Here is a 13,860-nt window from a genome sequence, read left to right on the forward strand (position 1 = left end):
ACACAGGACATGGCAACACCATCTGTGGAGAGCTTTGTAACGCTTCTCTTAAGTATATAAGAACCCCACTGCTTTAGCTGTGGGAGTAGTCAGATCATACTTCAATGCTTAGATTTAATTTTAGGTTCAATGGAATTTAGATTGAATGAGAAGCATAAGGCAATTCCAGAAGGTAAGAAAAGAAGAGGAAAAAGAACAGTAGCTAAAGAAAAGTTATACAAACACATCAATGCACATATTCGAGCAATTTATTCGAATTTCAATGTAGGCGAAACAACAGGTTTAAAAGATAATATCGAGAATCGATGGAATCACCAATATAGACATTGGAAATTTAAGCTGAATAATAAAATCGAAAATAAACAATATCTATCAAAAAACAAAAAAACGGGCCCCGTCATTCCTACGTGAGTAGCTCACGTAAAACGTAAGCCTTCGAAATGACCAAGCCCTTCTAGTTAATTATAGTGTAGACCCATTGACTAAATTTAGTCAATAGATATGTTGCAGAATTGCGAAAAAACAAAGAAGATTAAGCTATTTTTTATCAAAAGTTTAGATTTCTAAATTAAATATATGCAATATAAATCAATTACAGACCGGGTAATCACAAAAAAAATTGTGAGCCTGGTCATTTTCAATCGCTAAAAACAGAACGTTGGCTCTGTTTATTCCAAATAAGGATATTATGCTTTTGTGTGGCGTAAATACTCGTTTCTGCTGCTATTGAAAATAAGCTAAGCTTCTTTTGCTACAGTAATAGATTGAGGCAATTCGCAATTCTCTAATATCTTCAGGTGGTCATACATTTTCCAATACACCCAAGTCCTCAAAAGTATATTTAATGGTAAAATTATATATATATATCTATGATTTCAAGTTTTGCTGTATAATAGGTCCTGTTGAATATCTACTTTAGGAGGACTTTTTTATGAATCAATGTTCATCATGTGGTACTAATAATCCTGATCCTATGAAGTTTTGTCAGGGATGTGGCTCACCACTTGAAATAGTAACAACAGAAAATCAAAAAAGGGTTACATCAAAACCAGCGAAAGCACCTTTGAAAAAATCGAACAAAATCATGGCGATTGTTTTCGCTTTTATTTTGTTAGCTGGGGGAATCACACATTTTACCATCAAAAATCAACTAGACCCATATAAGCAATTAACAAATGCTAACAAAGCATTTGTTAACAACGATTACGAAGCTTTTCTCAATTACTTCGAAGTTGATTCGGATGTAGTTGTTGATGCAAAAGCTTTCCATCGATATATGGAGGACATCCAATGGTCAGACAAAATTAGCCCTCAACTTGAAGACGGCATAAAAAAAATCGACAAAGGTTCTTTTGCAGATGCGATTGTTGGTCAGGATGGACAAAAAATAATGGCAATCATGGATGAAAAATTTTTAGGTATTTATAGAAAATACAGTGTTAAAATCATCCCAATTGAAGTCACTGCTTCAACATCATTAAAAACAGCTACAATTACATATGGCGATAGTAAAAAAATGAAAATAACAGATAACAATACACCAATCGGCAAATCTATTCCTGGTGTTTATAAGTTTTCGATTTCCGTAGCGGACGATTTTTCTGAAAAAACATTTGAGGAAGAACAAATAATTACGAATAATGATGCAAGTAAACAAGAAATTTTCTTTGATTTTTCCGAAAAAGCAGTAGCACTTAGCTCAGATTATAATGACGCCATTGTTTTCATTGATGGAAAAAGCACAAAGAAAAAAGCGAATGAACTAAAATTATTTACTTTACTATTAGATGGCTCAGCGACAATTCATGCAGAACATACAGTTGATGGGCAGAAGAAAGTATCAGAAAAAGTCAAACTAGATTCAAATGATATACACATTCCATTTGCTGATGTACAGAAAAGAACGGCTGATAGTGCAGCAAAAGAGCAGAAGAAAATAGTCGATGAAGCGGCAAAAGAGGAACTTATGAGAGATTACGCGGATTACGCGCGCAATTTTTATTATGATTTCCGTAACTCTCATCAGGACGGATTAAATACTGGAGATTTCAATTATATTTCTAATTACTTTGAAGATGGCTCAGCGGTAAAACGAAGTTACAGAGATTTTGTACTAGAGCATCGTGATCGGGATTTCGAATATAGTTACACTTTCCTAGCAAATGATATTATAGAAATGAAAGCTACTAGTTCTAATACCTTTGAGCTAACATCCCAGGAGACATTCGAACTTTATGAATTAGGCGATGAACCAGGGGAATGGAAAAACGAGCGCACAAAACTTTACAAGTTAAAATTAATTAATGGCTCACTTTATATTTCAAGTATTGAAAATGTAGGCGAAGTTATAAAAACAAGAATTTCATGATACGGTGTTCAAATAAGTAAAAAAGGGGGAGGGAGGATTTATTATGGAAGAAACACCACATAAAAAACGTTCAGTTTATGATAATAACGTGAATAAAAAAGGAATAGTTATTGCTAGCATTATATTATGTTACTGTGTAATTTCTGTTATCTATTCGCTTTTCTTATATGAAAAAGTCGAGTGGTCTCTATTATTTTTAGCATTATGTATGATTTATGTAATAGAAATTGCTATAACCAATAATAAATTAATTAAAAAGAACTTCAATAACAAAAAAATGAAAGCATATTCTAAATAAGGATATGCTTTTTTTGTGGTGTAAATACTTTGCGGCCATATTTTAAATAATGCCTTTTCACCAATTTAAATAGACTTCAAGTTGCATCATTGATAAAGGATTTTGATGATGAAATATACTTATCTTAATGCAGAGGGGGATATGGGGAAATGAATATTACGAAATTTGAGGAAGCTGATATTGAAGAAATTGTTTCTTTGTTCTACGAAACAGTTCATTCAGTAAATTTAAAAGATTATTTTTAGGCAGTACAGTCCGATCTAAAAGTTCAAAAAAAGCAATGTCCCCCAAATGCATTCGGGGACATTGCCAAAATCGATCGTACAACCGATAAATTATTTATTGAAGCGTACAAGGCGCTCAATTGGAAGACGTGAAGAGCCATAAGCTGGTCCAGCTGCCTCGCCAATCGCTAGTAATAAAATAGGCACTTCGTTCGGTGGTAACTCCATATATTCAGCAAATTTTGATTTGTCGAAGCCACCCATTGCGACTGTATCATAGCCCATTTCCTTAGCTAACAGCATAATTTGCATTGAAATTAAACCTGCATCAAAGTGAACGATATTTAGTAGCGCCTCTTTTGGAAGCGCACCATACATTGCTAGTGAGTCCTGTGCAAGCTTACTTGCAATTTCTTCAGGCATATAGCCTAGCTCAACATTTTCTGCATAAATTTCCTCTGCATTTAGATACATTTCTGTATCTCCAATGACAGCGATAATGGCAGATGCTGTTTCGATTTGTTCTTGATTAAATGAAAAAATATTAATGTTTTTTTGGATTTCTTTATCATCGATGACGATAAAGCGCCATGGCTGCATATTACTTGAAGATGGGGATGAAGTTGCATTTTGTAACAGTTGCATAATCGTTTCACGAGAAATTGTTGCGTTAGCATTGTATTTACGAACCGATTTACGCTCGTGCATAATTTGTTTTACTGGTGTAGTTGTTGTCATATGATTTCCCTCTTTTACTATATATTAATTAAATCGCTTTAATTGTTACGTTGATATTGCCCATTGTCGCTTTTGAATATGGACAAACGGTATGTGTAAACTCTAATAATTGTTGTGCTTCTTCAATGGATAAGCCTTCAATATGTCCTTCAATGTCAACAGCAAGCACGTAGTCAAATGCAGCTTGCTCCATTAATTTAACTGTTGCTTTAATTGTTGATGCCCCTTGAATTTTCTTTTGGCGTTTAATTAAATCTAGTGCGCTGTTAAAGCAAGCGCTATAACCTGCTGCAAATAGTTGTTCTGGGTTTGTAACATCCTCTAATTTCGAGCCAGGTGGTGCAATATTTAATGATAACGATTGATCCTCTGCATACGATTTACCATTACGGCCACCGTCATTAATCATTGTTGTTGTATATAATTCTTTCATTAGATAAAACTCCTATTCTGCGGCGTCAATCAATTAGATTGTGCACAATTTAATTTTACAAAATCGATTGTACACAATTTAATTGTGTTTGACAAGTGGAAACTTTATTTTTAATATTAAAAGTATCAAAAGTACTTAAAGAGGGGATTCCTATGCCGAATCATTTAGATAATCAACTTTGCTTTTTATTGTATGCGACTTCAAAGGAAATCATTCGACAATATACGATGCTATTAAAGCCATACGATTTAACTTATACAGGCTATATCGCCATACTAGCCCTAGAGGACGATGAGCAAATTACGGTGAAGGAATTGGGGCAACGTTTATTTTTAGATTCTGGTACATTAACACCAGTACTAAAAAAGTTAGAGGTAACAGGCTACGTCCGTCGTGAGCGTTCCAAGGAAGACGAGCGACAAATGAAAATCTATTTAACAAAAGCAGGAATTGAAGTACGCCAAAAGCTACCTGAAGTGTCACATCAAGTAATGAATCAAACGAACATTTCAGAGCAGCAGTATATGCAGCTGAAAATCGTACTTCGAGATATTTTACAAAACGACTTGCCAATGAAGGATGAAAAGCAGGGGAAATAAACTGATGTATGAGTCTCTCCCTGAACTAATGGATCAATGCACACAGGATTCAGCCACAAAATAAATAAATTGTATTATTTGGTATCGCCAACTATCAAGTTGGCGATTTTCTATTTTATATAATAAAAACAGGGATAATCAGACATATTCCTATACACATGCCGGCCTTGTTTTTAATTGCCTCAATCTAACCCACATAACCAGAAAATTATGCTATATCCTCAATTTAATGATAACTGTTACTTGTAACCTCACTAGCCCGTAAAGTTTGACTTGGAGTGGAGACTAGGCGACTCCTTGGGGACTAGCGTCTCAGATGAGATCCTGCAGCGAAGCGGCTCATCGAACGCCCCCAGGAAGCTTTGCTCTGTGCGAAAGCGAAGCGGCAGCAATTGTTTTATCTGTGCGAAAGCGTAGCGACAGCAACAACAAAGGGCCAAGTCGGAACGGAAATCAACCACACGTTATGATAATAAGCGGAAAAAGGAGTTCATGAAACTTTTCGCAATTAAAACACGTAAATATAATGAAATGTTTTATTTATACATAAATGGGGGTTGTTATAGTGGAGAAGTTCAGTAGTCCAGAAGAAGTCATAGATATTTGGTTAAGCGAAGGTTACGAAAAAGTTTATGATGCTACATCAAAAGATTTTCAGCAGATAGTCACTTTAGAACAATTCATTGAGCTAAGCACATCTTTTAATAGTAGCGTGAAAAATTATCAATTAGAAACTAAGACGATATTACAAGGTTTAACGCATTACGTATGGTTAGATGATAAACGAGAGAAAGTAGTTGTAGCTTCCTTTGATGAACTCAATCAAATACAGCGTTTTTATTTAAAGGCTTTTATTTCTTATCCAAAAACGGACCAACAATATACAAAAAATAAATACATAATGCCAATTAGAGATGAGTGGTTTGTTTTTTGGGGTGGTACAAATGAATTTGTAAATTATCATTATGTATATGAAAATCAGCGATATGCTTACGATTTAGTAAAAGTTCAAGATGGACAATCTTATCAAAAAAGCCCAATTCAAAATGAAGATTTTTATGCTTTTGATGAAGATATTATAGCACCAGCAGATGGTAAAGTCGTAAAAGTTGTAGATGGAATAAACGATAATGTACCTGGTGAAATGGATGAACATAATGCAGCAGGAAACTATGTCGTGATTGAACATGCTAATAATGAATTTAGTATGATCGCACATTTTAAAATGAACTCGATTTTAGTAAAATCAGGCGACATCGTTACAGAAGGGCAACTTATTGGAAAATGCGGAAACTCTGGTAATTCATCAGAAGCTCATATTCACTTTCAGGTAATGGATGCCCCAGAGATTGTACATGGAAAGTCCATTCGTATTCTATTTAAAGATGGTAAAGAGCCAATACAAGGGAATACGGTGTCTAATATATAGGAGTATAAAGATAGCTTTGATGAACAACTTGATAAAACAGAGAAATCATTAATCTCTAGAGCAATAGATAGGTTCTTTAAATAACGGGGGCTGTATTAACGAGTCGTAAAAGATAGATAAAGCAGTAAGCAGTGCCAATATTATAAATTGCTCATTACCTAATTATTGTATAATTACCTCGATATATTTTAGAAAGTTGTGAGAAGATGAAGAATAAAAAAAGGAATAGTTGTTGCTTGTATAATATTCTGTTACTGTGTAATTTCTGTTATCTATACGCTTTTCTTAGATGGGAGAATCGACTGGTCACTATTATTTTTAGCGTTATGTATGATTGGTCTAATAGAAGTTGCTATATCTAATAATAAATTACTTAAAAAGAAATTGAATAAGTAAGCATGAAAGCATAATTTTTTTAAAAGAGGTAATGAGCCAATACAAGGGGATACGATATCTTGAACATGTGAAGCGAAAGCAAAGTGTCAGGTATGGAAGCTCTCACCTCTAGAGGTGGTGAGATGAACGCGGGATTAAGTTACTCTTCGATAAGATAGTTCGAAATTTTTGATTTTTATGTATTTTCGCATGTATTCTATTCAAGAGGTGATAGAATGGCCAAACATAAAAAGATAATAGCTATTTCAGGTAGCATTCGAGAAGGCTCTTCCAATACGAATATATTAAAGGCTTTAGCAGCTTTTATTCCTGAAAGTATTGATTATTCAATTTATAACGGAATACAAGACCTTCCGCATTTCAACCCGGATATAGACGGAACGGAACCGCCAGCTGTTGTCGAGAGTTTTAGAAAAACGTTAGCTGAATCAGATGCGCTTATTATTTGTACGCCAGAATACGCAAAAAGTGTTCCAGGAGTTTTGAAAAATGCTTTAGAGTGGCTTGTCTCATCTGCTGAACTTTATAAAAAAACAGTAGCTGTTATAACAGCTTCTCCAGCAATTACTGGGGGAGACAAAGCGCATGAATCTTTACTACTTACGCTGGGAATGCTTGATACTAACATTGTTGAAGATGGATCATTGCTAGTCCCATCTGTCGGAACTAAATTTAACGATAATGCTACAGTGAAAGACGAGAGCACTAAGCAATCACTTATCGACCTTATTAATAGTTTAGTGTACGAGATTAATAAATAATAAACTTTATAATTCACAATAAATTGGTGTAGCTACTGCGGTTTCTAAAAAGAGCTATAGACCATATTTTATGCCTTACTCCTAGCAGGGGTAGGCTTTTTCTTTTATGGATAAGAAATTGACGCCGAAACAACAAGCATTTGCTGATGCTGAAAGAAGTAAAAAAGATCACCATAAATAGGTGATCTTGAATACTCCGTTTTCAAATTTCGTTACTATTTACCAAATAAAAGGAATTAGCTTTTTAGTTTTCTGTTTATATAGTGTAAATTGTTCTCCATACTTGTTTTGTAAGTAATCATCAGATTTTGGAATATAGCCAAAAACAAATACTAAGAATAAACCTAGAGGGATAAGCAAACTATACATATTGTTAGAGATTAGCGCTAAGCCTAGTACCCAAAGGCAATCTCCAAGATAATTAATATGAATTGCATATTTAAATAAACCGCCTGTATATAGTTTACCTTTGTTTACAGGATTGTCTTTAAACGGCTTTCTAAGTAACTCTGAAACTGTGTTTAACATACTGCCCCCTAAAAATAATATCCAGCCTACAATAAGTACTGTTAGGTTTGGATCCTGATTACTAGTAATCATTAAAATGGGGAAACCTAAATAATAAATCCCGAAAGCTAGACTATTCATGATGGCTTCTTGCCATGCAATCCCCCTAGGCAACCATATAAACATCATAGCTGTTAATCGTATAGCTGTAATAATTAATGCAATAAAAAGCCCTAGTGAAATGCCTGATTTGTCATATGTAATGAAAAGTAAATAATAGGCAATGATTAAATAGATAATCTCAGCAACTAAAATCAAGAGTTTTTCTTTTATCGTTGACTTGTTAATACCATACATTTAAGACGCTCCTTCATTTTTTATTTAATGGGGAAGTATACCTCTGTAATATTATTTTCCTCAGGTGTGTTATAGGGGTCCGTTAGATAAACTTCAAACGGAGCACCGTTCAGTTTATAGTTATTTTCATCAATCCAAACATGCAGCTTTGTATGAATAGAAGGTAATTCATCGTAAGAGCCAATAAGCGTAGCCATTGCGCAAAGACCAGGATTAAACACTTTTGTTTTATTGGTGGCCATTGCAAGGGGAATCGCAATTTCCACATCATAATTTTCAGGTTCATATTCTGAGCTATGGAAAATAGCAAGTGGCTTGGCGATAGGTGATAAATTTTCAAACAAAATTTTACTAAACAACTCATTAAAGTGTAGTAGAAAATCAGCGGTATTTATTTGCTTTCGTTGAGATACTATATGATAGGTTAAGTGATCAACAAGTTTAATCTCAATCTGATCTAAATAACCCATAATATTTTCCTCTTCTTCTAATAGTTGAATATCATGCTTTAATTTTTTTGACAACGAAGAATAAAATGTAATCTGTTGTGCCAGATTTTCTTGTTTGGCTTTCATTTTAGAGTTTAGAAGTTCGGTATCCTCCCAATCAGCTAAAATAACCTTAATTTCTTCCAATGAAAATAAATAGCTTTTTAAGCGTGCGATCAATAAAGCTGTTTCTAATTGAGAAATATTATAATAGCGATAGTTGTTTTTAGCGTCTATGAAAGCAGGTTTTAAAAGTCCGATTTCATCATAGTAGCGAAGAGTCTTCAAAGTGAGATGCGATATTTTTGAAAACTCACCAATTGTAAGCATAACAATCACCTCCTGTTTTAACTATAATGCTTCCTGTAAGGGGAGGGTCAATCAATGTAGTTAAATTTTTTTATGGCCCTATAAGATATTGGTGGAATTGGGGAGTAATAGGTCGCGAGATTGCGTCAGGAAGAAATTTGTTAATTTGATTTAAACCTTAAGTTGGGTATACATTCCACAGGTGTTAATCAAACTGTTGATAAGAAATCTAAGGTGCAGTTTTATATGGGGAAATATATAAAGATTATTTATTTTGTTTAGATAAAAGGAAAAAGTTGATCCGGAAAGTCTGTAAAAAGGACTTCTTGGATCAACTTCAGAGGCTGTGGTTATCCTTATACGTACATCATCATCGCCACTAATGACCTCTTCTTTTAATTGAGGATGATTTTTAAGAAATTCCATTAAGCGTGCTGCTGAACCATTAGGTGTATTTTGACCGTTTTCCCAAGATTCAACTGTTCGAACTGATACGCCCATTAAGCCAGTAAACAATTTTTGCGTTAATTAAAAAAATGAAAAGGATCGCCTACTATCTCTTAACACGCAAAGAAATGTACGTAGACTTAGGTGAAGATTACTTTGACAAGCAAAAAGAACAATCTATTGTACGATATTCAGTTCGAAGACTTGAAAACTTAGGGTATAACGTCACAATCGTTGAACCGGATACCTCCTAATCCAACAAATAATTCTATCCTAATTTTGACGCTGCAAATTTAAAAAAACAAATGAGCTGCGTCTGCTTTCGTGTTGTCTTTATTCAGAAATTGAAGAGTTTAATTTTCATGGGAGTTTAATAAGAAAAGCAAATCTAATAAAGAATAGTACATACTTATGATACGGTTCACCTTAATGTAGTTAGTTTCCATTATATATATATATCCTTACCAGCGATTCATCGCTATTTTCACCCAGACAACGTATAATAAGAGAAGCAGAAGAAGAATTCATTTTTCCTCTAGTTAAAAAAAGAGGTGCAATTACTTGAAACAGTTTGAAACAGCATTACCTGAGCAATATGAATCATTAAAAAAACAGGCCAATTATACGTCTAGCTGGCGAGAGCGTTTAGACGCAGTCGAAATGTTATCGGCTTATCAACATGACAAAATCATAGATTTATTAAAAAATCGTATGCAGCATGATACTGTCAACAAGGTGCAATTAGCAGCCTATGAAGCACTCGCGGCGTTTGGTGAGGACGTAGAGAAGCCATCACCTGCACGTTTTGATATTATCAAAGGCACAGACAAAATTTTCCTGCGGGTGAAAAAGAGCTTGCCGAAGGACCATACAGTGGCAGACTTTGCGGATAAACTAAAACGAATGCGTTTAGATGTCTTTGATGCGTATGAAGGCGACAAAGGTGTAGAATTTATGAACTGGTTAGAGGAACGCTGGGCAAAACTATAATCAGTAGTTTTACGATTTATGAAGGAAAGTCATTCTCTCCGCTTGTGGAGGGAATGGCTTTTTCTTATCTTACGCTGCGGGTTCATCGAAACTAATATTAAATTGTATTACTTCTTTTCTTTGATCATCTATCTTTATTGTAAACAAACACCTTATTCAACTAACCTGCTCCATTAGCCATCCATGAAGCGCAAAAATCAGCTCTTCACCACAGAAAATGAAAGATGATTAAGTTCTTTCATGGGAGTTAAATAAGAACGGCGACGCTTATTCCACAATCGCGCCTGATTGTGGAATGACCTTATGTTAAATCTTATCTAAGGTAAATTTATGATTTTATTATATGCTGTTTTCCTCTACTAAATTAACAACAAACTCCTTAGCATCTTCAAATGTATTGTTATCAATCAAATCATAACGTATCTCGTACCATCTATCTTCAAACTGTATCTCAAATGCATACATTTCATTTTCTCCAAGTCCTTGAGAATAAAAAACAACCTTGTCCTTTACTTTGAATTCTCCATCATAATAAGGTTGTTTTTCCATCATTCCTGGGCCAATCCAAATAGCGATGACAGGTATTGCTTTGTATTGTTCATTAATAAATGCTTCAAAACCTTGTTGAACACCGCCAATATTTAATCTTTCATCCGTCTTCAAGGAGTAATCAACATATAGATTACTTAATTCGTCAGTGAATTCAAAATCACTGTTATACTTATAATGAAAGCCTGCTGTCCTTATAACATATTTAGGATGTTCAGGTATATGAACTTTGAGATTCATTCTTTCTTCCATTTGTTTTTCGATTTCTTGTTGAGGTGTCCTACTATTCTCAACACCTGTAGTTTGACATCCTGCTAGAACAATTGACAACAAAGTAATGGTCGTTAATAATACGAAAACTTTTTTCATAGAAATGATTTCCCTTCTTTAATTCCCTATTCTAGTATAGTTTATAAGAATGCGTTAAAAAAGAAAGTTAGCTCATACTCACTTATTAGATTATACCGAAATAATCCAAACGCTTATTAAACTATTCTGCCTCGTTAGTTGAATAGCAACAATCTTTTAGAAAACAACCTATATCTTTTATTGCTTAGAAGTTTAAGAAATAGGCTTTAATGGACAATTAATAATTGATATAAGCTCCTATTAAATTACTGCAACATTAGATTGATTTAATTGTTGTAGTAAATAGAATTATCTGTGGTAAAAAAGAGGATAGATAGAGCGAATTCATTTTAGCTCTCCTATCCTTTTAATTTCTATACATATAATGTGTGACATTAAATAAGAATTCACTATTTAAAATAGTTTCAGCTTATAACTTGACTTTTAATAAAAGAAATATCATTCAGCTTTTAGTATGCTTATTCGCGAATAACCAACAGTACTCCACTAAAGATTAATGCAGTGCCAACCCAAAAGGATACGCCAATTTGTTCGCCTAGTAATAGCCATCCTAGGAAGGTGCCGACGATTGGTTGAAAGAAGAAAAATAAACCGCCACTTGCGGCATTGAGCATCTGTAATCCACGATTCCACAGTAAGAAGCCACACGCTGTAGAGATAACGCCTAAGTAGAGTAGGCCACCCCAGATTGATGGTTCTGCCATCGCATGGAAGTCTAAATTAATTAATCGTGGAATGGCTAAAGGTGTTAAAACAATGATAGCGACAAGTGTTCCGTAGCTAGTGACAACGATTTGTGAATACTGTTCCGGTACCCGTTTAATAAGGACGGACATCAGTGACCAGGTTAGGGCAGCAATTAGTAGAGCAACCCCACCTAATTGATGTGAAGAATCGATATGTGCACTACCTACGATCATATAGACACCAAATGTCGCTAGAATAATAGAAACCGCTTTTTTTAACGTGATTTTTTCTTTTAAAATGAATCTCGCAAAAACAACCATAAATGCCGGTGTTGTTGCTGTAATGATGGCTCCCATTTGAGCAGTAGACAGCATAGTACCTATTTCTTGAGCAACGATAGAAATTGTATTGCCGATGAGCCCAATCATAAAGATTAACAGCCAGTCCCGTCTATCAATTCGCCACGATTGCTTTGTAATAATGCCAATGATGAACAAAGCGATTATTGCAATCATATAGCGCAGCCATACTAATTCTAAAGGTGGTACGGTATCGACAACTACTTTAACTACTACATACATGCCGCCCCAAATGCTAGCAGCAAGTGATAAATATAAGGAACCTAATAAGGTTTTTTTCATGTTTTCCCCTCCGTTATCTCTAGACAATTCCTGTCCTTAACGGAGATATGAAGATTCTCCGTTAAGGGAGAATAACTTCAGGTACATCGTGTTCAAATAATGGTGAGAAGATCATAATAGCCAGCTCCTTTTATAGTATTTCATTCATCATATAACATTTTTTTGAATTTGAGAGAAAAAAATGATCTGAGCTCGGTGAAATGTACCGAATTCAGACCATGTTAAATCAATTTCGCCTTGGCGTAATTGTAACTATCGCTTCATTAGTGCTACGCTTTATTTGTTGAATGAAGATAAATTATTGAGCTGTATAGCCGCCATCGACAAGAAGGGTAGTACCATTGACAAAGCTTGCATCATCGCTAGCTAAAAATAACACGGCTTTTGCTATTTCCTCTGGTTTACCAAGTCTACCTTGTGGATGAAGTGAAGCTAAATATTCTTTCTGTTGAGCATCTACTTCAGAAAGTAGGGGAGTGTCAATGTATCCCGGACATACAGCATTAACACGAATGCCTTCTTTTGCATAAGCAGTACATAAGTTTTGTGTTAACAGTTTTACGCCACCTTTTGCAGAGGAGTAGGCTGTTGGAGCTGGTAAGGAAACAAAACTATGAATGGAACCAGCGTTAACGATAACACCGCCTGTACCTTGTTTAAGAAACTGCTCAATGGCATATTTATCAGAAAGAAATACACCTGACAAATTAATATCGATCGTTCTTTTCCATTTTTCGTAGGATAATTCATGTGCTGGAGCATCATCGGCTACACCAGCATTTGCATACATAATATTTAGCTTACCGTATTTATCGACCGTTTCATTAATCATGTTTTGGATTTCTTCTTCTTTTGTTACATCTGTTTTGATGAAAAGAGTATCATATCCATTACTATTCAATTCTTCTGAGATGCTTTGTCCACGATCCGAAAAATCAGCAATAACTACTTTTGCTCCTTCTTCAACAAATAGGCGAACAGTCGCTTCACCAATACCACTTGCCCCACCTGTTACGATTGCTACTTTATCTTTTAATTTCATATTTAATCCCGCCTTTTATTTTAATGTTGGTTTATCTAGTGATACTTCCATCATACTCGTTTCATTCTGAAATACGATCCTATAAGTTGCTGTAGAATATTGTGTTAATATCGTCCATTTATAGGGTAATGGATTCTGACTACTCCCACAGCTAAAGCAGTGGGGTTCTTATGTACTTAAGAGAAGCGTTACAAAGCTCTCCACAGATGGTGTTGCCATGTCCTGTGT

General features: G+C 34.7%; 14 protein-coding genes and 1 pseudogene. 8 read left to right on the forward strand and 7 right to left on the reverse strand.

The window, feature by feature from the left end; translation table 11 throughout:
* Positions 1-141 precede the first annotated feature (141 nt).
* From ACFXN8_RS25220 to ACFXN8_RS25235, 4 genes and pseudogenes are all read left to right on the forward strand, one after another.
* Complete coding sequence (locus tag ACFXN8_RS25220) at positions 142-411, forward strand: hypothetical protein (protein ID WP_386848169.1); 270 nt, start codon at positions 142-144, stop codon at positions 409-411.
* Positions 412-931: 520 nt separating this feature from the next.
* Positions 932-2,368, forward strand: coding sequence for a TcaA 3rd/4th domain-containing protein (locus tag ACFXN8_RS25225; protein ID WP_386848170.1), 1,437 nt, complete (start codon positions 932-934; stop codon positions 2,366-2,368).
* Positions 2,369-2,411: 43 nt separating this feature from the next.
* Positions 2,412-2,666, forward strand: a complete 255-nt coding sequence (locus tag ACFXN8_RS25230) for a hypothetical protein (protein ID WP_386848171.1) — start codon at positions 2,412-2,414, stop codon at positions 2,664-2,666.
* 149 nt (positions 2,667-2,815) lie between these two features.
* Positions 2,816-2,905 (forward strand): annotated as a pseudogene (locus tag ACFXN8_RS25235) (GNAT family N-acetyltransferase); the annotation flags it as partial.
* 96 nt (positions 2,906-3,001) lie between these two features.
* Here the strand turns inward: ACFXN8_RS25235 and ACFXN8_RS25240 are convergent.
* Both ACFXN8_RS25240 and ACFXN8_RS25245 read right to left on the reverse strand, forming a co-directional pair.
* Positions 3,002-3,628 carry a nitroreductase family protein gene (locus tag ACFXN8_RS25240; RefSeq protein WP_386848172.1) on the reverse strand — a complete coding sequence of 209 codons (627 nt, stop codon included), beginning with the start codon at positions 3,626-3,628 and terminating at the stop codon, positions 3,002-3,004.
* 28 nt (positions 3,629-3,656) lie between these two features.
* Positions 3,657-4,061, reverse strand: coding sequence for an Ohr family peroxiredoxin (locus ACFXN8_RS25245; RefSeq protein ID WP_386848173.1), 405 nt, complete (start codon positions 4,059-4,061; stop codon positions 3,657-3,659).
* A gap of 152 nt (positions 4,062-4,213) precedes the next feature.
* On the opposite strand from ACFXN8_RS25245, the gene ACFXN8_RS25250 reads away from it, so the two are divergent.
* From ACFXN8_RS25250 to ACFXN8_RS25260, 3 genes are all read left to right on the forward strand, one after another.
* Positions 4,214-4,660: a MarR family winged helix-turn-helix transcriptional regulator gene (locus tag ACFXN8_RS25250; protein WP_386848174.1), complete on the forward strand. Its 447-nt coding sequence runs from the start codon at positions 4,214-4,216 to the stop codon at positions 4,658-4,660.
* Between the two features lie 565 nt (positions 4,661-5,225).
* Positions 5,226-6,089 carry a M23 family metallopeptidase gene (locus tag ACFXN8_RS25255; protein WP_386848175.1) on the forward strand — a complete coding sequence of 288 codons (864 nt, stop codon included), beginning with the start codon at positions 5,226-5,228 and terminating at the stop codon, positions 6,087-6,089.
* A gap of 611 nt (positions 6,090-6,700) precedes the next feature.
* A complete protein-coding gene (locus tag ACFXN8_RS25260; protein WP_386848176.1) occupies positions 6,701-7,246 on the forward strand; it encodes an NADPH-dependent FMN reductase in 546 nt (181 codons plus the stop codon).
* 219 nt (positions 7,247-7,465) lie between these two features.
* On the opposite strand, the gene ACFXN8_RS25265 is transcribed toward ACFXN8_RS25260, so the two are convergent.
* Both ACFXN8_RS25265 and ACFXN8_RS25270 read right to left on the reverse strand, forming a co-directional pair.
* Positions 7,466-8,110: a methyltransferase family protein gene (locus tag ACFXN8_RS25265; protein ID WP_386848177.1), complete on the reverse strand. Its 645-nt coding sequence runs from the start codon at positions 8,108-8,110 to the stop codon at positions 7,466-7,468.
* A gap of 20 nt (positions 8,111-8,130) precedes the next feature.
* Complete coding sequence (locus ACFXN8_RS25270) at positions 8,131-8,928, reverse strand: MerR family transcriptional regulator (RefSeq protein WP_386848178.1); 798 nt, start codon at positions 8,926-8,928, stop codon at positions 8,131-8,133.
* Between the two features lie 987 nt (positions 8,929-9,915).
* On the opposite strand from ACFXN8_RS25270, the gene ACFXN8_RS25275 reads away from it, so the two are divergent.
* Positions 9,916-10,344 (forward strand): HEAT repeat domain-containing protein, encoded by a 429-nt coding sequence (locus tag ACFXN8_RS25275; protein WP_376078409.1) that lies wholly within the window; start codon positions 9,916-9,918, stop codon positions 10,342-10,344.
* A 339-nt stretch (positions 10,345-10,683) separates the two neighbouring features.
* On the opposite strand, the gene ACFXN8_RS25280 is transcribed toward ACFXN8_RS25275, so the two are convergent.
* The 3 genes from ACFXN8_RS25280 to ACFXN8_RS25290 all read right to left on the reverse strand — a co-directional run bounded on the left by ACFXN8_RS25280 (position 10,684) and on the right by ACFXN8_RS25290 (position 13,632).
* Positions 10,684-11,262 (reverse strand): hypothetical protein, encoded by a 579-nt coding sequence (locus ACFXN8_RS25280; protein WP_386848179.1) that lies wholly within the window; start codon positions 11,260-11,262, stop codon positions 10,684-10,686.
* A gap of 458 nt (positions 11,263-11,720) precedes the next feature.
* Positions 11,721-12,590: a DMT family transporter gene (locus ACFXN8_RS25285; protein WP_386848180.1), complete on the reverse strand. Its 870-nt coding sequence runs from the start codon at positions 12,588-12,590 to the stop codon at positions 11,721-11,723.
* Between the two features lie 298 nt (positions 12,591-12,888).
* Positions 12,889-13,632, reverse strand: coding sequence for an SDR family NAD(P)-dependent oxidoreductase (locus ACFXN8_RS25290; protein ID WP_376078406.1), 744 nt, complete (start codon positions 13,630-13,632; stop codon positions 12,889-12,891).
* Positions 13,633-13,860: the final 228 nt, after the last annotated feature.

It is taken from the genome of Lysinibacillus sp. NPDC059133, assembly GCF_042755925.1.
GTDB lineage: Bacteria > Bacillota > Bacilli > Bacillales_A > Planococcaceae > Lysinibacillus.

Coding starts and splice junctions, on each gene's coding strand:
- ACFXN8_RS25250 (WP_386848174.1), top strand. CDS start 4,214: ATGCCGAATCATTTAGATAATCAACTTTGCTTTTTATTGTATGCGACT.
- ACFXN8_RS25230 (WP_386848171.1), top strand. CDS start 2,412: ATGGAAGAAACACCACATAAAAAACGTTCAGTTTATGATAATAACGTG.
- ACFXN8_RS25225 (WP_386848170.1), top strand. CDS start 932: ATGAATCAATGTTCATCATGTGGTACTAATAATCCTGATCCTATGAAG.
- ACFXN8_RS25285 (WP_386848180.1), bottom strand. CDS start 12,590: ATGAAAAAAACCTTATTAGGTTCCTTATATTTATCACTTGCTGCTAGC.
- ACFXN8_RS25245 (WP_386848173.1), bottom strand. CDS start 4,061: ATGAAAGAATTATATACAACAACAATGATTAATGACGGTGGCCGTAAT.
- ACFXN8_RS25240 (WP_386848172.1), bottom strand. CDS start 3,628: ATGACAACAACTACACCAGTAAAACAAATTATGCACGAGCGTAAATCG.
- ACFXN8_RS25265 (WP_386848177.1), bottom strand. CDS start 8,110: ATGTATGGTATTAACAAGTCAACGATAAAAGAAAAACTCTTGATTTTA.
- ACFXN8_RS25290 (WP_376078406.1), bottom strand. CDS start 13,632: ATGAAATTAAAAGATAAAGTAGCAATCGTAACAGGTGGGGCAAGTGGT.
- ACFXN8_RS25280 (WP_386848179.1), bottom strand. CDS start 11,262: ATGAAAAAAGTTTTCGTATTATTAACGACCATTACTTTGTTGTCAATT.
- ACFXN8_RS25270 (WP_386848178.1), bottom strand. CDS start 8,928: ATGCTTACAATTGGTGAGTTTTCAAAAATATCGCATCTCACTTTGAAG.
- ACFXN8_RS25260 (WP_386848176.1), top strand. CDS start 6,701: ATGGCCAAACATAAAAAGATAATAGCTATTTCAGGTAGCATTCGAGAA.